24 protein-coding genes are annotated in these 24,531 nt (G+C 42.8%); 18 read left to right on the forward strand and 6 right to left on the reverse strand.

Annotated elements, in window-relative coordinates:
- Nucleotides 1-93 precede the first annotated feature (93 nt).
- The gene (locus KA713_06115) at nt 94-567 is read right to left on the reverse strand and encodes a DUF456 domain-containing protein (protein ID UXE68158.1); all 474 of its coding nucleotides are present in this window, start codon (nt 565-567) and stop codon (nt 94-96) included.
- A gap of 66 nt (nt 568-633) precedes the next feature.
- On the opposite strand from KA713_06115, the gene KA713_06120 reads away from it, so the two are divergent.
- The 6 genes from KA713_06120 (at nt 634) to KA713_06145 (ending at nt 7,215) form a co-directional block, all read left to right on the forward strand.
- Nucleotides 634-999 (forward strand): EndoU domain-containing protein, encoded by a 366-nt coding sequence (locus KA713_06120; protein ID UXE68159.1) that lies wholly within the window; start codon nt 634-636, stop codon nt 997-999.
- A gap of 110 nt (nt 1,000-1,109) precedes the next feature.
- Nucleotides 1,110-1,448: a hypothetical protein gene (locus tag KA713_06125; GenBank protein UXE68160.1), complete on the forward strand. Its 339-nt coding sequence runs from the start codon at nt 1,110-1,112 to the stop codon at nt 1,446-1,448.
- Nucleotides 1,449-1,573: 125 nt separating this feature from the next.
- Nucleotides 1,574-1,930: a hypothetical protein gene (locus tag KA713_06130; GenBank protein UXE68161.1), complete on the forward strand. Its 357-nt coding sequence runs from the start codon at nt 1,574-1,576 to the stop codon at nt 1,928-1,930.
- A 124-nt stretch (nt 1,931-2,054) separates the two neighbouring features.
- Nucleotides 2,055-2,351, forward strand: coding sequence for a nuclear transport factor 2 family protein (locus tag KA713_06135; protein UXE68162.1), 297 nt, complete (start codon nt 2,055-2,057; stop codon nt 2,349-2,351).
- Nucleotides 2,352-2,737: 386 nt separating this feature from the next.
- Nucleotides 2,738-3,121 (forward strand): hypothetical protein, encoded by a 384-nt coding sequence (locus KA713_06140; GenBank protein UXE68163.1) that lies wholly within the window; start codon nt 2,738-2,740, stop codon nt 3,119-3,121.
- A complete protein-coding gene (locus KA713_06145) occupies nt 3,118-7,215 on the forward strand; it encodes a T9SS type A sorting domain-containing protein (protein UXE68164.1) in 4,098 nt (1,365 codons plus the stop codon). The genes KA713_06140 and KA713_06145 overlap by 4 nt, the downstream gene beginning before the upstream one ends.
- A gap of 2 nt (nt 7,216-7,217) precedes the next feature.
- Here KA713_06145 and KA713_06150 read toward each other — a convergent pair whose 3' ends face one another.
- The 5 genes from KA713_06150 to KA713_06170 all read right to left on the reverse strand — a co-directional run bounded on the left by KA713_06150 (nt 7,218) and on the right by KA713_06170 (nt 12,619).
- The gene (locus KA713_06150; protein UXE68165.1) at nt 7,218-8,459 is read right to left on the reverse strand and encodes an FAD-dependent oxidoreductase; all 1,242 of its coding nucleotides are present in this window, start codon (nt 8,457-8,459) and stop codon (nt 7,218-7,220) included.
- A gap of 202 nt (nt 8,460-8,661) precedes the next feature.
- Nucleotides 8,662-9,663 (reverse strand): 4-hydroxyproline epimerase, encoded by a 1,002-nt coding sequence (locus KA713_06155; GenBank protein ID UXE68166.1) that lies wholly within the window; start codon nt 9,661-9,663, stop codon nt 8,662-8,664.
- Between the two features lie 46 nt (nt 9,664-9,709).
- The gene (locus KA713_06160) at nt 9,710-11,188 is read right to left on the reverse strand and encodes an aldehyde dehydrogenase (NADP(+)) (GenBank protein UXE68167.1); all 1,479 of its coding nucleotides are present in this window, start codon (nt 11,186-11,188) and stop codon (nt 9,710-9,712) included.
- 118 nt (nt 11,189-11,306) lie between these two features.
- Complete coding sequence (locus tag KA713_06165; GenBank protein ID UXE68168.1) at nt 11,307-11,669, reverse strand: cupin domain-containing protein; 363 nt, start codon at nt 11,667-11,669, stop codon at nt 11,307-11,309.
- Nucleotides 11,670-11,716: 47 nt separating this feature from the next.
- Nucleotides 11,717-12,619, reverse strand: a complete 903-nt coding sequence (locus KA713_06170; GenBank protein ID UXE68169.1) for a dihydrodipicolinate synthase family protein — start codon at nt 12,617-12,619, stop codon at nt 11,717-11,719.
- 116 nt (nt 12,620-12,735) lie between these two features.
- On the opposite strand from KA713_06170, the gene KA713_06175 reads away from it, so the two are divergent.
- From KA713_06175 to hypB, 12 genes are all read left to right on the forward strand, one after another.
- Nucleotides 12,736-15,117, forward strand: coding sequence for a DUF2339 domain-containing protein (locus tag KA713_06175; protein ID UXE68170.1), 2,382 nt, complete (start codon nt 12,736-12,738; stop codon nt 15,115-15,117).
- Complete coding sequence (locus tag KA713_06180; GenBank protein ID UXE68171.1) at nt 15,101-16,300, forward strand: hypothetical protein; 1,200 nt, start codon at nt 15,101-15,103, stop codon at nt 16,298-16,300. The genes KA713_06175 and KA713_06180 overlap by 17 nt, the downstream gene beginning before the upstream one ends.
- A gap of 96 nt (nt 16,301-16,396) precedes the next feature.
- Nucleotides 16,397-17,026, forward strand: a complete 630-nt coding sequence (locus KA713_06185) for a TetR/AcrR family transcriptional regulator (protein ID UXE68172.1) — start codon at nt 16,397-16,399, stop codon at nt 17,024-17,026.
- A 39-nt stretch (nt 17,027-17,065) separates the two neighbouring features.
- Nucleotides 17,066-17,431: a hypothetical protein gene (locus KA713_06190; protein ID UXE68173.1), complete on the forward strand. Its 366-nt coding sequence runs from the start codon at nt 17,066-17,068 to the stop codon at nt 17,429-17,431.
- A 5-nt stretch (nt 17,432-17,436) separates the two neighbouring features.
- Complete coding sequence (locus KA713_06195) at nt 17,437-18,066, forward strand: TetR/AcrR family transcriptional regulator (protein ID UXE68174.1); 630 nt, start codon at nt 17,437-17,439, stop codon at nt 18,064-18,066.
- A gap of 216 nt (nt 18,067-18,282) precedes the next feature.
- Complete coding sequence (locus tag KA713_06200; GenBank protein UXE68175.1) at nt 18,283-19,263, forward strand: hydrogenase; 981 nt, start codon at nt 18,283-18,285, stop codon at nt 19,261-19,263.
- A 36-nt stretch (nt 19,264-19,299) separates the two neighbouring features.
- The gene (locus tag KA713_06205; protein UXE68176.1) at nt 19,300-20,892 is read left to right on the forward strand and encodes a nickel-dependent hydrogenase large subunit; all 1,593 of its coding nucleotides are present in this window, start codon (nt 19,300-19,302) and stop codon (nt 20,890-20,892) included.
- 69 nt (nt 20,893-20,961) lie between these two features.
- A complete protein-coding gene (locus KA713_06210) occupies nt 20,962-21,435 on the forward strand; it encodes a hydrogenase maturation protease (protein ID UXE68177.1) in 474 nt (157 codons plus the stop codon).
- The gene (locus KA713_06215; GenBank protein UXE68178.1) at nt 21,432-21,740 is read left to right on the forward strand and encodes a hypothetical protein; all 309 of its coding nucleotides are present in this window, start codon (nt 21,432-21,434) and stop codon (nt 21,738-21,740) included. The genes KA713_06210 and KA713_06215 overlap by 4 nt, the downstream gene beginning before the upstream one ends.
- The gene (locus KA713_06220) at nt 21,737-23,227 is read left to right on the forward strand and encodes a hypothetical protein (protein UXE68179.1); all 1,491 of its coding nucleotides are present in this window, start codon (nt 21,737-21,739) and stop codon (nt 23,225-23,227) included. Before KA713_06215 ends, KA713_06220 begins: the two co-directional genes overlap by 4 nt.
- A 212-nt stretch (nt 23,228-23,439) precedes the next feature.
- Nucleotides 23,440-23,781, forward strand: a complete 342-nt coding sequence (locus KA713_06225; protein UXE69049.1) for a hydrogenase maturation nickel metallochaperone HypA — start codon at nt 23,440-23,442, stop codon at nt 23,779-23,781.
- A gap of 11 nt (nt 23,782-23,792) precedes the next feature.
- On the forward strand, nt 23,793-24,521 hold the full coding sequence (hypB, locus tag KA713_06230; GenBank protein ID UXE68180.1) for a hydrogenase nickel incorporation protein HypB: 729 nt from the start codon (nt 23,793-23,795) through the stop codon (nt 24,519-24,521).
- Nucleotides 24,522-24,531 lie beyond the last annotated feature (10 nt).

Here is a 24,531-nt window from a genome sequence, read left to right on the forward strand (position 1 = left end):
GATGGTGAGCACTTTGAGGAAACCCGAGAGGATTTATAATTTATTTTATTGGCGCGGCACAGTACACGCTCAGTGAATTTTGGTGGGGTTAGTTTACCAAAAAGTTTTGACCAAGTACCAGGCCATAGTACCACACACCGCTAATTTTAAAACTGTGCCGAAAAGAAAACCAACAAATGATCCCCATGCCGCCTTTAGTGCCTGCCCCGATGATTGATCGGCCAAAAGTTCGCCAATGAATGCTCCCACAAAAGGACCAATAATAATTCCCAATGGACCCAGAAAAAATCCAGCCAACAGACCGATGGTTGCGCCCCAAACACCTGACTTGGTTCCACCAAAATTTTTAGTGCCATAAATCGGAATCCAATAATCAAGAATGGTAACTGCTGCTACCACGACCAACCAAATCAATAACTGTTTGGTAGTAAAAGCTGGGGTTGATCTTAACTGTTGAATGAGCAACCCCACATACGCCAAAGGTGGCCCAGGCAACACGGGAAGAAAACAGCCAATGAAGCCCACCAATACAAAAAGCGAACCAACAATCATCCAGAGGATATCCATATTGCAAAGTTAGTTTTTATCGCCATGCGTTATGCAGCAATTCAATTTAATCACTAAGTTTAGCACATGATAAAAAAGGCAATCAAGCTCATTGGAATCTTCTTATTCCTGTCCAGTTGCTTATTTGCCCAAACCATCACCGAAAAAACCAAACGGCACATCTTCAAAGGGGAAATCAATCGGCAAGGCAAGGCGGTGGGCTGTCATCACATCCATGCCATCAACAAATACAAAACAGCTCAGCTCATGGCAAAGACTCGAAAGAACGGCCCCCACGGGTTGTTTAAAGCAAAAGTGAAAGTAAAAAATGAAGACGATAAATGGGTGGCCAAGGTTTCCAACCAAGGGTATTCCACTTTTTTTCCAGAAGATTGGAGTGAAGAAAAAACCTTGAGGCTATCGAAGAAGCTTACCAAAATAAACGGCTGGTAAATAATGAGCTTTACGAGGGCAAAACCACCGAAGGAATAATTTTACAATTTTATGCAAAACCCGATGGCACCATTGCCTCGGCCTTCCCCAAAGACTGGACTCTATAAATTATGCTCGACTACAAATTCAAACGAAAAAAAATTTGGGAAGATGAACCCAATCGCCCTATCATGGAAGTGAAAAAGCCATTCGAGATGCTGAGCGATTTAAGCAACGGTCACCTGCAAACATTAAAGGGCGTTACTACTGAATTGCGAAACATCGAGAAAACAAAAAAAGGCGAGCTTAAAAGTTATTCCTTTGGTGGCTCAGACGCCTGCATTATTGATGTGGGAAAAGTCAACTGCAAAATTACTTATGAATTTGGTGAAAAGGAAACCGAACTGCGAACTGCCGATTTGATCAGGCTACTGAAAGATTGGATCATGTTTTTAAAACAGGAGCAGTGATTTTGAGCTAGCCGAAAACCTTCTGGTCATGGGTGGCTAAGAAAACTTAAAAAAAATAAAAATCTTTGTCCAGATTCAAAATCTCCATCCGTCTTTACTAAAATAAACCATAAAACCCATTTATTATGAAAGATTTCATGTTAGTATTCCGGAATTCATTAAAAAACCAAGAAGCATTTGCTACCCAATCACCCGAACAAATGCAAGCAGAGATGACGCTGTGGCAAACCTGGATGGGCAAGTTGGCGGAGAAAAACAATTTGAGCGATGGTCAACCACTTTTTCAAACGGGTAAAGTTTTGCGCGGGAGCAAAAAAGCACTGACCGATGGCCCCTACATTGAAGGCAAAGATGTGATAGGTGGCTACATGATTATAAAAGCCAAAGACTATGCAGAAGCTGTTGAGCTTTCAAAGGATTGCCCGCAGCTTAACTCAGAAGATGGCACCGTTGAAATCAGAGAAATCATGAAAGTGGAGTAAAATGAAAATTACCATTGTTGTAAGTGTGTTGTGGGCTGCTTTGGCGGCCTACAACACTTCTTATCGAAAATGAAAGATCGTACGCAGCGTGTTCGATGCTTTCAACCGACACGATTGGAAAGTAATGACTGAATTCTATGCCGACACCGCTTCATTTTTAGACCCTTCCTTTGGCACTTTTGATGTAAAAAAATCTCGAATTGAAACAGCAACCAAGTATACTGAAATGCAAAAAATGTTCCCCGACTTGCATGACGAAGTGGTAAGTCTTTTTTCACAAGGAGATAAAGTGGCTGTAGAATTTATCTCCACTTCCATGCGTGGGGATCAAAAATTTACTTTGCCCATCTGCACAATCTTCACCATTCAAAATGGAAAAATTGTGCGCGATGCCACGTATTACAACAATTGCCAAGAATAGTATCTCAAAGACAATTCAGAAAGCGCAATTGACTTCGCTTTCACCAATAGAAACCCTTCTTTAAAGTTTTCAGCTAAATTCATTAAATTGGGAAGTGTTTATCAATTGTTGGCAGGTTTTATTCGTTAAAGAGAAGGTAAAACTATACTTTTAACATTCAAAATTGATAGACTAGGTTTCTTATCTTTTTTTTATACAATTATGAAGGTTTTGGGCAAAGGTTTTTGGAATTTCTGTCGTGGCCACGATCCTGAAGATTATCAGGACACAGTAGGCAAAGAACCAACCGATTTAGCGTTGCACCCAAACTCGCTTGGATATCGGTTAATATTTAATAATATTTTATTTCCAGCCGCGAAAATGAAGAAACAAAAAACTTGATGACGATGGATCGAATGGTATTGGTATTTATTATAGTAATGTTGTTGGGCTGTTCGAACAGTCGCTCCGTGCCTAAAAGCAATGGCGCGTCAATTGACACCGAGGTCCAAAAAAAATTGGGCAACCGATTTGAATCGATCGAGAGCCCAACCAAAAAGTATACGTTATATTATCAGAAGCGTGATCCGCAAGATCACATGAACAGAGAATTTCGGTTTCTTGTTTTGGAAAATGCATCCAAAAAATGGGTCCATGAAGGAAGTTTCGTTCAGGGCTACATTAAGTGGACATCAGAATCGGAATTAGAATTCACCGTCAAATCAAAGAACATCAACACAGAACCTAGTATTACAAAAGTAAATGTCGCAGCAATAAATAAAAATCTATGAAAAAAATTTTACTCCTAACTCTGTCTTTTTGCGCTGCAATCCTCCTCACTGTGCAAATGCAACAAACTACCCAAGTGAGAGGTCGTGAAGCGGCTCTGGGGTCAGAGGTGGAGCCATATGAACAAGATAAAAAAGGAAATCGCTTTGATGAGCCGTTGCAGTTCTTTCAATTCCATCAAGGTATCCGAACTGCGGAAGATCAGCCTCATCCGCTTTACAAACCTGGCTACAAAACCATTGAGTTGAATGCTGCACAAAAGCGCGCGCAGGCATTCAACTTTGCTCGCACAGAGCGAACAAATGGAGTGGTCGAGTTTAAAGAACGTGGCCCATCGAACGTACCGGGCCGAACACGAACCATTTTGGTTTTGCCAGGAGATCCAAATCAAAATACGTGGCTGGCAGGATCTGCTACTGGTGGCATTTGGAGGACGACCAACGGTGGTACCACTTGGACTGAAAAAAGTGCCGACTTCCCTGTTTACCCGATTTCTTCGTTGGCTATGTCGACATCGGATGCCAACACCGTCTATGCCGGAACAGGCGAGTTCGTCTCTTCGATTTATTCGGCAGTTGGCGATGGCATCTTCAAATCAAACGACAAAGGTGAGACGTGGACACAGTTATCTTCCACTGCTAGCAATCAGAACTTTGCAATTGTTACACGAGTTATTGTAAATCCAGCCAATGTAAATGTCCTGTTAGCCAGTACTGCCCCTTCCAGCCTTTCGACAGGGCAAACTTCTAAAATCATGCGTTCATCGGATGGTGGAAATTCTTGGACAATGGTTTACCAAAATACCAATGAAGTTGAACAACTTATTGCATCACCGGCAGATTTCAATATTCAATATGCAGCGATTAATGGAGTTGGCGTGGCGAAATCCATTGATGGTGGCGTGACTTGGAACCTAAGTAATACTGGTATGGTTCCCACCGGCCGAGTTGAAATAGGCGTATCACCGGCAAACCCAAACAGACTTTATGCCTCCTGCCAAGGCACACGTAGCGGCAACGGATCCGATCTTTATTTGAGCAATGATGCTGCGCAAACATGGACGCTGGTGGACGTTCGCTTCAACAATAATGTTCTTGACTTTTTGAATGGACAAGGCTTTTACGATAACCACGTACTGTGCGACCCCTTTAACCAAGACATCGTTTATTTTGGTGGGGTTGATACTTTTTGCTCTACGATCGGAACGGGCACAACTACTATCGATGACTACAAGTTCACCGAAACGAACACGGAAGGATTTTTGAGTCTGATCCAGTTCAACAACCCAGGATTTTTTATTGGCGGGCGATTGCAGGTAGGCTCAGCCAGTAATAAGCGCACCGTGGAAATAAGATTTGGCCCCGGCATTACGCAAAAAGGTCATCGGTTTTTGACACCCGATGACGCCACAAGTGGCGTGCCTGTTGCAAGCTACCTTTACACCGATTTTGTGGATGTTCCATTGCAAGCCTGGGATGTGACCACACCTAGTTCTCCTAGACAACTTATGGTTTCCTTTCGCGATCAAAGCAGAAATGGCAAATTAGACTTTTTAGTTCAAAACTTCGATGCAGCTGCTCCACTCTCCAATAGCAGAGAGTACGTCTATATTCATAGTGTAGATTATAATGCGTCCGCCCCTTTATTTACAACTGGATCCAGTTCTAATGGTGGCCAAGAAACTCAACTGGCCTATGCTTTCTTTCCAAGCCTCCCAGCAGGCGGAACTTGGACGCCAAACTCCCTTCCTACCTCAACTCTAAAAATTGAATATGCGGGGCTTTCTAAAATAAACGCGACAACGGTTACAGTATCCGATTCACGTAGCCAGTATGATAAAAAGAATGTACAAAGTCAGGTGAATCAAGCGGCCGGTGGAATACATGCTGACAACCATTTCTCCGCAGCCATAATTACCAGCGTCCCTAACAAGACTTACAAAATACTTCTTACAACTGATGGTGGCACCTTTGTTTCGAACAACTCTACAACACCGGGTATCGTAGATGGAGATTGGACATTTACCGGAAATGGATTTAATACAAGTCAATTTTATGGGGCCGATAAGAAGCCCGGTGCTGATGAATACCTCGGGGGCATGCAAGACAACGGTACCCGAATTTCAACCGCTGGTGAATCTGCCAGCAAAACAACCAGCTATCGATTTGCAATTGGTGGAGATGGTTTTGAAGTATTGTGGCATAGTTTAGATGGAAAAAAAGTAATTGGCAGTCTATACAATAACACTTTTTTTAGAACCGTTGACGGTGGCACCAATTGGACCCCTGCGTTTTCAGGATTTCCTCTAGTAAGCGGTTCACCAGACCCTGCCAAATATCCCTTTGTATCTAAATTGGCAAACTCGAGAAATACTCCCGAAGTTATTTATTCGGTTGGCTCCGATGGCGTTTGGAAGTCAAGCAATTTTGGTGGTTTGTGGACACTCACTCCGATTACAAACAAATGGGGTACTGCCAGTACATTTTTCGATGTAGAAGTGAGCCGGGCCAACGCAAACATTGTTTGGGGTGGTGCCGGTATGACCACTCTAAGAAATCTGCATGTGTCTACGAATGCCGGTGCTACGTTTACCCCCACCAATAATTACACAGCTACTACGCTAGGCTCGATAACGAAGCTGGCATCGCATCCCACACAGCCAAATACTGCGTATTCATTGTTTTCTTTTTATGGCAAGCCTAAAATTTTAAGAACAACCGATCTAGGTCAGAACTGGACCGACATTAGCGGATTTAATACAGGCAGTATAAGCACGAACGGATTTCCAGACGTAGCTACGTACTGCCTGTACGTGATGCCTGACAATCCCAATATCATTTGGGCAGGTACCGAAATCGGTATTGTTGAATCGCAAGACAACGGTGCAACGTGGGCGCTACTAAATGACTTTCCGAACGTTTCAGTTTGGGATATGAAAGGACAAGACGATCAAATCGTAATTGCTACGCACGGTCGCGGTATCTGGACAGCCAAAATGACCAGTAACCAAAATCCAGTGCAGCGTCCTCAACTTCTTGCCATGGGCACACGCCCTAATCAAGACCTAGCCGTTCGTTTTCAATTGCTTGATTCTTATGACTCGCTTCAAGTGTTTATTCGAGGACAGCGAATCGGCAAACTTAATGCCCTCATAACTGGCACCTATGACTTGAATGTGCGAAACGTACAACCTGGTGTAAATACCGAAGTAAGTATGATGGGCTTTAAGAATGGATCGCCTATTCAATCGGCTTCAATTTTTGGCATTCACTTTCCTCTATATACGCCCTACACCAAACAATACTCTAATCTCATGACGGCATCCACCGATTTTGTTATTTCACCGCAAGGAGGATACACGATTTCAAGTTTCGGAACTTCCAACCAAAGTTTGCAAAGTATTCATCCCTACCCAGCCAACACCGAATCCACTGCCATGTTATTGCAACCAATTATCGTGGCGAGCACCAATGCCAATTTCTTTTACCAGGATGTGGCGATTGTACAGCCTTCACCAAGTATAAGTTTTGGGCAGCCGGGCTTCAAAGACTTTGTAGTTGTAGAGGCCACGAAAAACGGATTGGATTGGATACCACTGAAAGATGGTTACAGCGCTTCTGCTAATGCCGCTTGGCAGACAGCCTTCACGGGTAACCAACCGGGCACACCTGCCATGCAGGTAGATCAATCAATCGACATCAAATCCAAATTTGCCACAAATGACACGTTGCTGTTTCGTTTTCGCATCAAGGCCGATAACGATGCGACCACAGGTTGGGGTTGGTCAATCGACAATTTGTTTATTCAACAAGCCCCTACAGGTATTGAACCTTCATCCGTGATTTCTGAATTGTCTGTCTATCCAAACCCAACTACTAGCAAGGCAACAGTCTCTTACTTCTTGAAACAGCCATCTGAAGTTCGTATTCTGATAAATGACGAAACTGGCCGTGCCTTTTCAACCGAAAACTTAGGGGTACAAAATGGAGGACAACACGTGCATGAGATAAACCTAGAGTCAGACAAAAAAGGTCTCTATTTGATTCGCATAAAAATTGGTCAACAAGAAAAAGTATTGAAGCTAATGGTAAACTAATTTTAAAATCTGAAAGGTCTAAAAAGCTCAATATCCATTGAGCTTTTTTTATGGTCGATGATTTCGGCCACCAATAGACCAGTGGCTGGCCCCAAACTTAAACCCATCATCGAATGACCTGTGGTTATTACCAGATTTTTGAATTTATCCGAGCGGCCAATGTAAGGCAAACCATCAGGCGAACATGGCCGCAATCCATGCCAAACCTTTTCTTTCAAAGGCATTGAGATTTTCATGTTAGGGTAATACTTAGGAATGGAATCAACAATACCTTTCACTCGATTCATATTGATGGAATGGTTAACACCACCTATTTCCATCGTTCCGCCAAAGCGAAGGGAATTAGCCATGGGAGTAACGGCCACTCGTGCTTCTAAAAAGATGGAAGGTATTCTAACATTTTTCAAGACATCATTCAACAAAAAACTGTAGCCCTTGCCGGCTTGCATGGGCAAATTCAAATGAAGTTGTTGGCTTACTTTTCCTGACCATGAACCCAGTGCCACGATTACTTCATCAAACGCAAACTCTCCCTTATCTGTTTTTATGATTTTGATTTTCTGATTCTCCGTAATGAAATCCAAAATAGTAGTGGCCGATTGAAATTGTACTCCTTTGTCCTTTAGATAATTTATTAAATGACTCACCAACTTTTGCGGTATCAAATGGGCATCGCCCGGAAAATAAACAGCACCCCGGGAGTTTACTTTAACGTATGGTTCTAATTTCTGGACTTCAGATGAAGATAAAATGTACGCTTCGATTCCATACTTTCTTGCCATTTTTGCGGTCTCTGCTTCCTCGTGCTCAGTTTCTTTTGTTTGGTACAACATCAACAATCCACGCTCGTCATATCCAAAATCAAATGGAAGTTGTTGCTTCCATTCTCTATAAAGTGACTTGCTTAGCAAACTGATTTCCTTTAACGCAGGCGCAGATTTTTGAACATGCTCTTGGGTGGCACTTTTATAAAAATGATAACCCCATTTAATCAACTCCTTATCAAAACGAGGTTTTACATAAAACGGACTCGTTGAATCGAACATCCAGCGCAAGCCTTTGGAAATCATGCCCGGTGCAGCCAATGGTACGAAATGACTGGGTACAATCATCCCTGCGTTGCCATGAGAACAGCCATCACTTAAGTCACTTTGGTCGATGATGGTAACGTGGTGACCTTCTCTGTTAAGGTAGTATGCTGAGCTTAATCCGATGATTCCACCTCCAAGAATTCCAATTTTCATTTCAAGCCAATTTGGTTTTAATTATTCGAGTTATTAAAAAATAAAATAACTAAGCAATAAAATGACAAGAAGGAAGATAGCTGTGTACTTAATCCAGGGAGTTGCTTCTATAAATGCATAACCACAGATTGGACATTCTCGATCTTTAGAATCAATGTTCATAGCACATGAAGGGCATTCTTTCTTTTTCATCCGCTAAACTTCAAATAACTTGAAACCCATAGGCATACGGATCATCTTCTGGATCGATGGTGATCGTGTTGTGTCCATAAATTTTAGCCCACCCTTCTACACTAGGTATGATGGATGGCTTACCAGCCAATTCGGTAACTTCTTCTATTCTCCCAATAAACTTTGAACCGATAATGCTCTCGTGAATGAACTCCTCCCCTTTTTTCAATTTGCCCTTCGTGTACCACTGAGCAAGTCTTGCCGATGTACCAGTGCCACATGGTGACCGATCGATCGCTTTATCACCATAGAACACAGCATTGCGTGCCGTAGAGGTTGGGTCAATCACTTTGCCAGCCCATAAGATGTGGCTGCATGAATTAATGGTTGGATTTTCGGGATGGACAAATGTATGCTTTCGATTAATGTCCTTGCGCAACTCGCGACTCCAACTCACCAATTGGTCAGCTGTATATTGCTCAAGGCCTTTGAAATTATCCTGCACATCTACGATCGCATAAAAGTTTCCACCGTATGAAACATCTAAGTTCAATTCACCCAAATCAGGGCAACGCGCTTGAATTTTCTCAGCCGCGAGATATGCTTTCACATTTCTAATCTTTACCGATTTTACTTTGCCACCTTCTTGTTTGTATTCAATTCTCACCAAGCCGGCAGGTACTTCTAAGTTTAAAACGCCCGGAGTCTTTGGTTTTACCAATCCTTCTTCAATGGCAATCGTCACTGTACCAATCGTTCCGTGGCCACACATTGGCAAACAGCCACTGGTTTCAATAAATAGAACACCCACATCATTGGCCTTGTCAGATGGTGGATACAAAATACTACCACTCATCATATCATGACCGCGCGGCTCAAACATCAGCCCTTTGCGGATCCAATCATACTCGCGCAAAAAGTGTTGGCGCTTTTCGCTCATGTTTATCCCTTCCAGGTTTGGGCCACCTTCAGCCACTACCCTTACTGGGTTGCCGCAGGTGTGAGCATCGATGCATTTGAATGTACTTCTCATAAGTAGTATTAGTCTGCAGCACGCAGTTGGCAGTCTGAATACCTGCCTACTGCAAACTGGCGCCTGCCAACTTTATAAATTCGTTATTCACTAGCCTCCATATCCCCAATGGATTTTCATCTTTCAATTCAGCAGGCAACAGGTGTTGTGGAAAATTTTGAAATGATACTGGTCTTACAAATCGCTTGATGGCATCGGTGCCAACCGAAGTAAATCGCGAGTCGGTGGTAGCTGGAAACGGACCTCCATGGTGCATGGAGGGACAAACTTCCACCCCTGTTGGAACTCCGTTGATAATCACACGGCCTGCCTTCTCTTTGATCAAGTCAATAAAATCTACATACGTTACCAAATCTTCATCTTCGCCAATAATGGTTGCCGTTAATTGACCTGGAATCTTTGCCGCGGCCGTTTTTAATTCTTCAATTGTATTCGCTGTTACCAACAGAGAATAAGGACCAAATACTTCTTCCACCAATAGGTGATTGGCGGCAAAATCGGTTGCCCGCACCGTAGCAAGTGTAGAAGTAGCTTGGTTCTCTTTCGGTCTCTCGTTTGATTCTGCCAGCAGTTGAACACCTGTTTGCTCCAACGCTTTCGCGCGATTTTTAGAATAGTTATTGGCGATGCCTGGATGCAACATGGTGCCCGGTGCAATGAGCTTCATCTTTTCACTCAATTGCTTTTTAAAAACTTCCAGTTCTGCATTTTCCAAACCCAAAAGCAAACCCGGATTCGTGCAAAACTGGCCAACACCTTGGGTGATGGAGGCCGCATATGTCTCAGCTATTTTTTCACTTCGTACTTTTAATGCACCCGGGAAGATGAAAACCGGATTGATGCTGCCCATCTCGGCAAATACGGGAATAGGTTCGGATCGTTGCGTTGCATAATCATACAGTGCCTTGCCTCCAGAAAATGAACCCGTAAAACCGACTGCTTTCGTCAGCGGATGTTGCACCAACGCTTTACCCGTTTCAAACGATGAGTCTTGCACATGCAGAAAGACATCATTGGGTATTTTTGTTTTTGCAATTGCCTTCGCAATAGCGGATGCCACCATTTCAGAAGTTTGGGGATGTGCGGGATGTGCTTTCAACACCACCGAACAACCCGCAGCCAAGGCAGAAGCAGTATCGACACCCGCAGTGGAATACGCAAACGGAAAATTGCTCGCACCAAAGACCACTACTGGGCCGAGCGGCACCATCATCTTGCGCAAATCAGGTTTTGGCAACGGTGCTCTATCAGGTGTTGCCGTATCAATCCGTGCTTCCACCCACGAGCCTTCTTTTACCAAAGCAGCAAATTGCCGCAATTGATTGCACGTGCGGCCACGCTCTCCTACCAATCTCGCTTCAGGCAAATTGGTTTCTTCCATTGCCTTTGCAATCAACGGCTGACCTAGCGCTTCAATTTCAGCAGCGAGGGCATCTAAGAAAATGGCTTTGTCAGTGCCCGTTACCTTTTTATATTGCTGAAAAGCCGTGTGTGAGGCTCGTAATATTGTATCTGTTTGTGTCATGATTCAGTTTATTCATTAGTTACGATACTAGGTACTGGATACTTGACACCAGCAACCAGGATCCAGAATCCAGCATCTAGTATCCAGAATCCAGCATCTAGTATCCAGCATCCAGTTTTCAAATCCACTCTAAGTTTGTCACGGTTTGTTCTACTACCAATTCTCCCGTATGTTTCGTTGCTTTCGGTTCCACCAGCATCAATTTTACTTCTTCATCATTTGTCCAGGGGCGGTGCTCGGTGTTTTTGGGTACAATCAATATTTCTCCGGGCTTGGTAGCAATGGTTTTGCCATCACGGAAGTCCATCATCAATGTGCCGCTCAGCACCACAAACATTTCATCTTCATGCTCGTGTTTGTGCCATACCAAGTCGCCTTTCACTTTGGCAAGTTTGATATAGTTGTCGTTCAACTCGCCAATGATGTAGGGATGCCAGTGTTCTGCGAATTTGGAAAATTTTTCATCGAGATTGGTATGCATAGTTAAATAGAATATGGAAGTCAGGTGTTAGAATCTAGTATCAAGAATTAACTGTTAATGCTTGGTCTATTTTTTATTCCATGTTGAATGATTTTCAAAACCCGTTCGCGCTCCTCACCTATCAACGTCATGCGCGGAGCGCGCACGTGCTCGGAACCAATGCCTACTTCTGATTCTGCAAGCTTAATATATTGAACCAGTTTGGAATGAATATCCAATTCTAACAACGGCAAAAACCAACGATAAATCTTCAATGCCTCGTCAATCTTGCCTGCTTTGGTTAGTTTGTAAATCGCCACCGTCTCTTTGGGGAATGCACAAACCAACCCGGCCACCCAACCATCTGCACCGAGCATCAATTCTTCCATGGCAATGGTGTCTACACCGCATAAAATCTTAAACCGCTTGCCAAACCGGTTAATCATCCGGGTAACATTGCTAACATCACGTGTCGATTCTTTCACCGCTTGTATCGTTGGTTTTTCAGCCAGTTCAGCAAACATATCCAAGGTAACTTCTACTTTATAATCAACAGGGTTGTTGTAAACCATAATAGGCAACGAAGAAGCATCGGCAATGGTATTGTAAAAAGCCACTGTTTCGCGGTGGTCTGATTTATAACGCATGGGTGGCAACACCATCAAACCATTGGCACCTGCTTTCTCCGCTTCCTTCGCCAAATTAACAGCATGATGAGTGCTGCCCTCTGCAATGGTCATCACCACAGGTACTTTGCCCGCTACTTTTTCAAGGCCAAATTTTATCAGTTCTAGTTTTTCTGAATTTTCTAATGTACTGGCTTCCCCTAGCGAGCCGCCAATGATAACACCCTCTACGCCAGCGTCAAGCTGAGCTTTCAGGTTCTTTTCAACTAGTGCAAAGTCAAGTTTACCTTCTGCTGTAAACTTGGTAGTAAGTGCGGGGTAAACTCCTGTCCAATTCGGCTTCATATAAAAAAGTTAGATTTCAAATGTAGCTAACATCTGGGGGTTGCCAAAGTCGTTAGTGAAAATTTGCATGATGGTTTTCATTTTCAAAACCATTATTTTGCAGGATAGAATACAAGATGGAAGAAAACCAGAATCGAATTGCTGAGCTTCTAAATAAAATCAATCAGTTATCGAACCGACATGATTCACTGAAAGAAGAAATTGATGGACTAAAGCGGGCCATTTACCAAATCAGCCAAGGCGAAGCCCCCAGTGAAAAAGTTGAGCAAGCTTTTCCAAAAATTACAAATCCTCAATCCGTAGTCGTACATGAGATTACTGAGTCTTCCAAACCCGCTCCTTTAAAGGAAAAAATAAACCACCCTCCTTTCATACCTGCGAAAAAGGCCGTGCCTACGGGCAGTCAGGAAAACAGAAAGTGGGAAGAATTTATTGGCACCAACCTACTCAACAAAGTGGGCATTGCCATTTTGGTTTTGGGTATCAGCTTCGGGGTGAAGTACGCCATCGACCACCAAATGCTAAACCCATTGACGCGAATTATTTTGGGCTACTTGGCGGGCGCAAGCATCATTGCCTTTGCGTTGAAGCTGAAAAAGAACTATGAAGCTTTTAGCGCGGTGCTGTTGGGTGGCGGCATGGCTGCTCTTTACTTCATCACGTATGTTGCTTATAATTCGTATGGCTTTATTCCGCAAACTGCGGCCTTTGTACTCATGGTTGTCTTTACCGCCTTCACTGTTTTTGCTGCCATGAATTACAACCTGCAAGTGATTGCTGTTATTGGTTTGGTTGGCGCATATGCCGTGCCGTTTATGCTAAGCGATGGCTCCGGTCGCGTAGTGATTTTGTTTAGTTACATGATGATCATCAACGCGGGCATATTGGTGATTTCGTTTATGCGAAAATGGAATGTGCTCTTTACGGTTGCCTTTTCACTTACGTGGATGATTTTCACCTTCTGGATATTTGATGATTATCAAAGGGAAGAACACTTTTGGTTGGTTTTGCTTTTTGCCACGTTTTTCTTCATCATTTTTTACATTTCATTTTTGGTTGGGAAGTTTATCAACCGGGTGAAACTGTCGATACCAGACATTGTCGTTGTATTGTTAAACTGCTTTATCTATTACGGTTTGGGTTACTACCTCATCAACAACTATCCGGATGGTGAACTTTACTTAGGGTTGTTTACCGTGGCGAATGCCGTGATCCATTTTTTGGTTTGTGTGTTTGTCTACAAGAAACTTGGCGAATCCAAGGATACGTTCTATTTCGTAGCTGGTCTCGTACTGGTGTTTATTACAATGGCCGTACCCGTTCAACTGGAGGGTAATTGGGTAACGTTGGTTTGGGCTTTAGAGGCTTGCTTGCTGTTTTGGATTGGCCGCTCGAAACAATACCCTGTTTACGAATTGCTTTCTTACCCTTTGGCAGCCTTGGCATTCTTCAGTCTTTTGCACGATTGGCAAGTTGTACAAGAAAGTTATTACAATTATTACTCCGAAGAATCTCCCAGGCGAATCACCCCCTTCTTCAATATCAATTTTCTAACATCGCTACTGGTAGCCAGTATGTTTGGATTCTTTGTATGGTTTTCATCAAAAATGAAAACTACCAGCAACAATGGATGGTTGGCGATTTTGATCCCTGCCTTGAGCTATATTCTTCCGGTAATTGGGTTGCTGGTGTTGTACACTTGCATTTACCAGAATATTGGTTTATTCTTTACCAATCAATACCTAGCGTCCGCCATCAACATTCGCAGTCAAGGGATTGTGGAATACAATTCCGATTGGCTGAGTTATCAAACGCTTTGGCTCATCAATTACTCTATTTTCTTTTTTGCTTGCCTGTGGTTAATCAATCAACGGTTTATCAAAAATGGCTTATTGAATAAAATAGTTGTGGGCATCAACACATTATTGATTATTACTTTTTTGTTGGGTGGCTTGAATGCCTTGGAAAATCTTCGTTACACCTTTCTATCTCCAAGCAAATTCTATGTGTCGGGTGTTACGAATCTTTTGATGCGGTACATTGGTTACGCTTTTGTGGCCGTGTTGCTTTACATTAACTACAGATTAAGTAAAACCAGCAATGCTACCATTCAAAAACTAGAACGATTGTTCTGCCATTTTACCATACTGACCATTTTGAGCAGTGAATTGTTATCGATTCTTGAACTAAGCGGAGTAACAAATGGCTACAAGTTGGCATTGAGTATTCTGTGGGGAGCGTATGCATTATACCTTATCATATGGGGCTTTGCTAAGGACCACGCTTACTTGCGGATTGCCGGTATTGGATTGTTTGCCATCACTTTGTTGAAATTGTTCTTTTACGATATGGCGGATATGGAAGCCATTGCCAAAACCATAGTACTGATGATTTTGGGTGTGCTGCTGTTGGTGGCTTCGTTCGTTTATAACAAACGGAAGAAAAAAGAGAGTAGCGAATTACCAATTGATACCAACACAGATGAAAAGATTGTTTAATATTTGGTTTGTCTTAGTATTGCTTTCAACTGTTGCGAAAGCCCAGTTTCGTTACGAAAGAAAAATTTCAGAGGTGACTTCAGATGATTGGTATTCAGTGCCACTCGATGAATCAATCTTAACCAAATTAAACTCTTCCTTTAGTGATGTTAGGATTTACTCAAGCGATGGAACGGAAACCCCTTTTCTAGTGCGGACTTCGCACGATGAAACTTCCTTGCAAGAAGTATCCTTAGAGACGTACAATATTTCCAAAAAAGAAAATGATTTATACTTCACCGTTAAGCTGGCCCATCAGGAAGCCATCAACCATGCCACCCTTAATTTTACAGAAGAAAATTACGATACTTATGTAACGATGGAAGGAAGTAACAATGAGAAAGATTGGTTCGCCATGGACCGCAAACAGCGAATCATTTCCGTTGCTGATAATCACATTCGATACACTTCAAATACAATCTATTGGCCACCTGCACACTTTGTTTACTTACGTTTTAAAGTTGCCGCTGCCCAATCACTCACGTTGGCATCTGTTAATTTTTCGTTGACATCGAAAAAAGCGGGCGTATTTAGAATGGTAAATCACACTATCAACTCTATCACCAAGAATAAAATCACAGAACTAAAAACAGTATTCAATTCAATTGAATACGTATCCAAACTGACCATTGAGGCTGAGCCAAATCAAAAATACTATCGCAGCTACCAAATCGAAACCCTTACCGATAGCCTTAAAACAGAAAAAGGTTGGCAACCTAACTACACCACGTTGCAAAGCGGGGTTATCTCATCGTTTAAGCAAGACACTATTTTGATTGAGCCTATCCTTTGCTCAAATCTACAGGTTCTTATTTTCAATGAAGATAATCCACCCATAAATGTAAAATCCCTCACCACATGGTCGCCCGAGGTTAGTTTGGTGGCGAACCTCAAAAAAGGAAATTACGCAATCAAATACGCCAATGATAAAATCGGGATGGCCAATTACGATGTGGCGCATTTTGAAAAGGAAATCCCTACCAATTTACCCAGACTAGCGGTCGGTGAAGAAACAGTTTTGATTGCCTCTGAAAAACATGTAGAGCAGGCTTGGTTCAAAAACAAAAATTGGTTGTGGGCAATTATGTTGGGGATTGTGGGGTTGCTTGGTTTTTTTACTGTGCGAATGATGCGGAAAGTGTGAAGCAAATACTCGAAAAAAAAATAGTTTCCAACAATCTCACAGATATGCGAGGAATAGCCGAAAATTTATTTTTGTGAAACGTGGGGAATATCAGATATGAACCCGAAAGCAGAAATCAAAAGGATAATTTTGCAAAGCGCATTGACGTTATTTAACAAAAATGGCTTCGTCAACGTGCGCCTTCAGCATATAGCAGATCAAGCAAAAATATCCGTAGGCCACATGGCCTATCATTACAAAAACAAAGAAGGGATTTTAAGTGCCATCTATCAACAATTAACTGAGCGGCAACGAATCCACTTGGCGGAATTTAGAGTCGTACCTCTTTTCGAAGATATTGATCGGCAAATCAAAAGCAGTTTTGAGCTGCAACAAGATTTCATTTTCTTTTACCAAGATATGCTTGAGATTATGCGTGGCTTTCCGTCCATACGAACCATCCACCAGCAACAAATTATTTGGCATGTCCTTCAAATACAAACAATGATTGATTTTAACATCGCCCGCGGTGTATTCTTACCTCTCTCCTTTCCAGACCAAGGTAAAAACACGGCCAGTCATTACTGGGCAGCTTCTGAATTCTGGTGCTACCGGCAATCTGTAACGGGGCAGCCCCTAACCACTTTCAGTGATTTCAGAAAAAGTGTATGGTCTGTTTTGGTTCCTTTGTTTACTCATGTGGGAATTGTAGAGTTTAACCAACTACCACTACTGGATACACGCTGAATTGGTTTCTAAAAGACTAAACCAGTATATTGTTTCAAAATGGAAATACAGCATGAATTTTCAATGGATGAAAAGAGCTATGCAGAGCTGCTGACCATGCTCAACAATATGCACTTAACAGAAAAAAGTGGAGCCGATCACGATTTGGGCTTTATTTATGAGGACTGGTGGCTGGGCGATACGGCCGTCATCGACAACCTGGCCCTTGTGCAAGGGGCTTGGGAAATCAGATTGCTTTTTGCGCACCACAAACAACCTATGAAATTTTTGCAACGCTGCATCTGTTCCTATTCATCCAAGCAAAAGGCCGAACTCACCGCCTTTTATATGCGAAGGCTTGCCGCCAAAGACCAACGAGGCACATTATGCATCAATGCTAACGACTTTATTATTTCGGTGAATTAATACACATGGAAAATCAGGGAACCAAACAACGAATCATAGAGGCAGCCATTTCACTTTTTAATACAAACGGAATTGCTAACGTTCGCCTGATTCAAATAGCCGATGAGGCCGGGATCAGTGTTGGGAACCTTGCCTATCACTATAAAAACAAGGATGCCATTGTAGAGGCCGTGTACTCACAATTGATTGAAGAGTTTGCGGGGGTATTGAGTGAGTATCTCACCGAGTCCTCTTTACTTGATTTTGATAAGCAGATCTCATCGTACTACTCGTTTTTCAACCACAACCGATTTTATCTCTTTAACATATTTGAAATTGAGAGAAGCTACCCGGCCATTCATGGCCGTTGGCAACGGAACATTTCTAAAATGATAATGCAATTGCGCAAGCGACTGGATTACTTAGTCGACTCAGGAAGCCTGGAAAAAGAAAGTAACGAGGGAGATTTTGATTTGTTTGCACAGTTGATTTGGATTACCATCACATTTTGGATTCCCCAACAAGTAATCCGCGGCAAAACCCACCGCCACGACATGTACAGAAAAGCTGTCTGGGCACTGATTATACCGCAACTTACTCCTAAAGGAAAAGAAGAATACAAGTTATTAATACGACCGTTAATCAGTCAGGCGTAAAGATTAAAACAAATTGTTTAGAATCTGTATAATTAGAAATTTCTTTCTAAATAATTAGAAATTTCTTTCTAAATAATTAGAAATTTCTTTCTAAATACTTAGAAAAAAATTTCTATTTCTCGTTTTCATCACATAATTTTATGGAATCGGTTGCACTCAAAACAATCTTTGAGGTTTAATCGAAAATAATTTCAACTTTAAACCCTTCTATACCTTATGGCAAATGTACTTTGGCTTCAAGGGGGTGCGTGCAGCGGCAATACGATGTCGTTCCTCAATGCACAAGAACCTACCGTAGTAGAATTGATCACCGATTTTGGCGTAAACATTTTATGGCATCCTTCCATCGGGTTGGAGATCGGTGAACAGGTTACCAATTTGATGAACGACATTATCAAAGGAAAAGTGCAGATGGACATTTTGGTTTATGAAGGCTCCATTATTCAAGGACCAAATGGCAAAGGCACGATGAACTATTTCTGCGATAAGCCCATGCAAGAGTGGGTAAAAGACCTCTCTAAGGTTGCCGGGTTTGTAGTGGCGATAGGTGATTGTGCCACCTGGGGAGGAATTCCTGCAGTACCACCCAACCCGAGCGAGTCCACTGGTATGCAATTTTTGAAAAAGGCCAAAGGTGGCTTTTTAGGTGCTGACTATAAATCAAAAGGCGGATTGCCTGTTATCAATATTCCCGGCTGCCCTGCGCACCCTGATTGGATTACTCAAATATTAGTAGCCATATCGACAGGTCGTATCAAAGATGTATTATTAGACGACTATCACAGACCAAAAACATTCTTTACTGATTTTGTGCAAACTGGATGCCCTAACGTGGTAAACTTTGCCAATAAAGTAGATGGTGGCTTTGGCAAACGAGGCGGATGCTTGTTTTATGAAGTAGGATGCCGAGGCCCGATGACGCGCGCGAGTTGCAATAAAATATTGTGGAACCGCCAGTCTAGTAAAACACGTGCCAACCACCCTTGCCTGGGATGCACAGAACCTGGCTTCCCGCACCATGATTTAAAAAAAGGAAGTGTGTTCAAAACTTTGAAGTACCTCGGCTTCTTACCGCAAGATGTGCCCGCAGGAAATTCGAAGATAGGATACTATACCCGCGCGGGCTTCGAGAAAGTAATGGGCGGTGCAGAAAAACTACTAGGCGTAGATCAGGCTACGAGAGAGACTTCTAAATAAGAAACTTCTAAACAATAAACCTTAGCAATAGATACTATGTCAACAGTTAAAGAACTAAATATTTCTCCGGTTGGCCGCGTAGAAGGCGACTTGGACGTAAAGGTGTATATGGAAAATGGTGTGGTGACTCGTGCGCACACACAGGCTGCCATGTTCCGTGGTTTTGAAAAAATCATGGAAGGGAAAGACCCACAATCAGGCTTGATTGTCACGCCACGTATATGTGGCATTTGCGGAGGCTCACATCTATATTGTGCCTCTTCAGCGTTGGATACAGCTTGGAAAACAACCCTTCCGCCAAACGCATTACTGCTGCGGGCGATCGGTCAGGCCACCGAAACTATCCAAAGTATCCCCCGGTGGTTCTATGCCATCTTTGCAACAGACATGGCAAACAAAAAATTTGCAAACAAAAAATTATATGCCGAAGTGGTGAAACGATTTGCGGCATATGTAGGCACTTCCTTTCAAAGCGGTGTAACAGCCAGCGGAAGACCGGTAGAAGTGTATGCACTTTTTGGCGGACAATGGCCACACTCCAGCTATATGGTGCCTGGAGGTGTCATGTGCGCGCCAACTCTAAAGGATATCACGCGTGCGCACGCCATCATGAATCAATTTCGAAATGATTGGTTGGAAACTACTTGGTTGGGCTGCTCTATTGAACGCTATTTGAAGGTAAAATCGTGGGGTGATTTAATGGCATGGGTAGACGAAAACGAACAACAGCGTAATAGCGATTTAGGATTGTTCATACGTGCTAGCTTAGAATTTGGTTTGGATAAATTTGGCCAGGGTGTTGGCAAATATTTGGCCATGGGCACATACCTTCATAAGGATCGTTACAATAAACCAACTGTGGAAAGTCGCAATCAAGCCCTTATATCTTCAAGTGGTTTTTATGACGGAAAAAATTATCATGCGTTCGATCACCTGGAGGTAATGGAGCACGTGAAGCATACTTGGTTCACGGATCAAAAACCAGATCACCCTTGGAACGAGCCGTTGCCAACTCCTGTAGAATCACAAAACTTGATTAACTCTAATTTTGATGGCAAGTACAGCTGGGCAAAAGCCCCACGCTACAAGGGATATTCGGCTGAAGCTGGCCCCCTTGCACGAGTTATTATGAATGCAAACCCGAATAATATGGAGCATCAAATCAGGGACCCCTTATTTGGTGATATTATTCAAAAAATAGGACCCAGTGTTTTTACCCGTACACTGGCACGGGTGCATGAAGCACCTCGTTTGTATGAATTCATTAATCAATGGCTGGGTCAGATTGATTTGGATGGCGAGTTTTATATCAAACCCGAAGAACGGGATGGACAAGGCTTTGGCGCTACCGAAGCAGCGCGCGGTGCGCTCGCACATTGGATTGATATTAAGGATGGTGTGATTAAGAATTACCAAGTCATTGCTCCTACTACTTGGAATGTAGGGCCTAATGACGATGAAGGAAAATCGGGTCCGATTGAAGCTGCACTGGAGGGAACCGAAATTGAAGATGCACATGACCCTGTTGAAGTGGGCATGGTTGCACGCTCGTTCGATTCTTGCTTGGTTTGTACCGTGCATGCACACGATGAAAAGAGTGGTGAACAATTGGCAAAATTCAAATTGTAAAACAAATAGCATCTCACTCAAATACCCGCTTGAAATCAAGCGGGTATTTTTTTAGTTTTGTTTTTACAGATGAGCAAAAGAACTGCCATTATGGGCTTTGGCAACCCCGTACGCAGCGATGATGCGATAGGCATCTATGTGATTGAGAAATTAAAGAAAGAGCTACATGATCAATCCGCTATCAGCTTGCTGGACATGGGCACATCTGCTTTTGAAGTGCTTTTTCAACTAAAAGGACATGAACGGATTATTTTGGTGGATGCCGTGGTGAATACCTGTGAGCCAGTTGGCACGCTGTATAAAGTGCCAGCCGAAGAAATCCGCAGAGCACCCATTGAGGATCCTATGGTATTTTTGCATAGCATCAAATGGGACCAAGCTCTCTCTTATGCAAAAAAAATATTGCAACACGAATACCCCGATGATATTATGGTTTATCTGGTTGCCATAGATAATACGCGACTAGAAATTGAACTCAGTGAAGCTGCCAAAAGTGCGGGAGACAAAGTGGTAGAATTAATAAAAGTAGATTTGGCCAGATGAGCGAATTGATTTTAAAAACGCAACACATTATTATCCATCATTCTTTGGTAGGAAAATTATTGATGGGCGAAACTCATGTCCTTCTGAAATACGATCCGAAAGAAAAAATTTTGCTTTTGGCTCCTGCCAGCAATAGCGAATTTAAAATAATCCACAAGACAGCGCAGTACATGCTCAAGGAGAAAAATCTACAAGGAGACAAATCAATTTCTATCCATGAAATATTGATTGACCAAGAACTAGATGAAAGTGACCGAGAACTTTCATTCTCTGAAGCAGAGGGAATTATTAAAATCAATTTATGATATCCATTTACACTTCCGATAGTTTTGAATCGGCTATAAAAAAAGCAATTGCTAGCGAACTCAGACTGGATGAGTTAGTAACCATCAAAACTATTTCTCAAGCAGAACCGCTCGCATCGGCAAATGATTTTATTGTGGACGAGCGAGGCATTGTGTTTACCATTGATTGGCACAATGTCTCACCTCCTATTTTGCTTACCCAACCCTTGGCATATCATACCACTACTTTATTGGGGTTAATTTTCGCAAGGCTGGGCAATTATGAAAGAGCATACGATCTCTTAGCCCAAGAGACTTTGCTACTACATGCAATAGATGCACAAGTCCGGTTGGCCCAGAATGTGGAATTTGAAACTGCCCCCGCTGTAGGGAACGAATACCGCTCCACGCACAATGCCGCAATCGTGGCTCACTACGGTGAAGTGGCAACACCTGTTCCCTTTGACGAGATGCGGCACGCCTACTATGTGGCTATGTCGGCTGCTCCAAATGACGAGCTAAAAGCGTTTACAGCCAAGCACTACGCCACCTTATTGGCCGATACAGGCGATACAAAAAATGCGGAACTCATACTCTTAGAGGCAATCAAGTATGCCTTGACAGAAACCGCACGCATTGAGTTAAAAACATTATTGAGCACCATTTGGTTAGATAGATTAATGGTTCCCTACGATGAATTGTTGATGACGCAACTCAAAGAATTACTATGGGAATGTCTTACGCACTATGAAAAAACCGAAAGACCCCTGCAGGCCGCACTCGTCTTAATGGATGCTTCCCAGGTAGCTAATTTTAACGAAAGCTTTTCGGAGGCACTGGGCTACATCAGCAAAGCGGCTGATTTGCTGCGAAAAGAAGACCAACCCGAATTGCTCGCGCAAGTGCAAATGCGAAAGGGTACGCTGCTCTACACATGGGCACAGCAAGGAAACATCCAATTCTACAAGGGCGCGATGGAAGCCTTGCAAGAAGCGGCAAAGGTATTTACGCGCGAAGCAGCCCCACAGCAATTTGCCGAGATACAACACCTGCTAGGAATCATCTATTCTGAAATACCAGACGAAGCAAAAAAGAAAGGCGTGTGGGCAGCTGTATCGTCCTCATCATTTAAAGAGGCACTCAACTTTTTCACAAAAGAGCAGTACCCCTACGAGTATGCAACCATCTGCAATCATTATGCAAATGCTTATATTAAGTATCCTGCCTCGCGCAATTCTGACAACGTAGCAAAATCGTTGGAAATGTTCAATCAAGCACTCGAAATTCGAACAGCAGAGCGTTACCCCATGGAGCGGGCACTAACGCTGCTCAATTATGTAGAAGCGAGTTGGTATGCCGATAATGGACAAGATGAATTGAACGAAGCCCGGTTTAATGACATGACTTCAAAACTGCGTGAAATCGAAGCTCTATCAAGTGACCCAACACTATCAAAAGAAGTTGCTGGACACCGTGCGAGATTGGAAAAGTTGAAGGCCTTGATGTAGAACATCGTCAAAGACGACACTATTCTTTATATCCCCGTATTCATGGATACTTCGCAGTGGGTAAAGCACTAACTTTAGATACAAATGCGTGATGCAACAGTTAAACAAAGAGTTGGATTTAGAAAATGTTTTCTAAATATTTAGTTTGTAATCTCTTAGGCATTTGATAGGTTTCGACTTTAGTAAAAGAGGTGCTTTATAGCTATCATTCCATGCACGAAATTTCGCTGGTCAGAAATATTTTTAGAACCATTGAGGAGCAGTTTCCTGATACACCACCCGAGAATGTAAAATGTATTTACCTGCGGGCTGGGGAACTTTCAAACGTGCAGCCTATTTTGATGCAAAATGCTTTTGAGGCTGTTGTGCAAGACGACCAACGATACCGAAACGCAAAGCTGGACGTGGAAGTCACCCCGATTCTTATTCATTGCGAAATTTGCGACAAGACTTCGCAAGTGAAACAATACAAATTTGTCTGCGAATGCGGGCGCCCGACCAAAAAGGTAATTCAGGGAGACGAATTGCTCATCACCAAAGTTGAATTTCTTTAATCTGAGAATATATGAACAATACCATGATACCCGTAAAACCGAAGTCGAACCGTGCCCCCGTAGGCAATATCCCTTGCGATAACACTACCTTGAATTTATTGAAGGCAAATGACTTTGTGGCCAAGGCCATCCGCGACCGCCTGCCTGCCATGCTGGTCGTGAACGTATGCTCTTCGCCCGGCAGCGGCAAAACCACTTTGATGCAGGAAACAGGCAAACGCCTGAAAGGAAAAATCAATATGGCTGTGTTGGTAGGCGACCCCGAAACGGAACGCGATGCCATTCGCATGCGCGATGTAGGCATTAATGCATTACAAATAGTTACAGGAGGCATGTGCCACATAGAAGCGCAAATGATTTTGCAAGCACTCGATCATATCGATTTAAAAGACGTTGACTTATTGTTCATCGAAAATGTGGGAAACTTAGTTTGCCCTGCAGCTTTTGATTTAGGCGAAGACTATCGCGTCACAGTACTCGCCTCTACTGAGGGTGACGACAAACCAAAAAAATATCCGCGCATGTTTCACACCAGCGAATTGTTGTTGGTTTCAAAATCAGACTTGCTGCCCTATGTTCCCTTTTCGGTGGATGCCGTTACCAAAGATGCCCGTGATGTAAACCCGGACATTGAAGTAATGACCCTTTCAAGTATCAAAGGTCATGGATTGGATGCCTGGTGTGATTGGCTACTGGCAAGAGTGCAGCAAAAGAAAGCGAACTTAGGCATTAAGCATTAGGACTTTGGTG

This window comes from Chryseotalea sp. WA131a (genome assembly GCA_025370075.1).
GTDB lineage: Bacteria > Bacteroidota > Bacteroidia > Cytophagales > Cyclobacteriaceae > ELB16-189.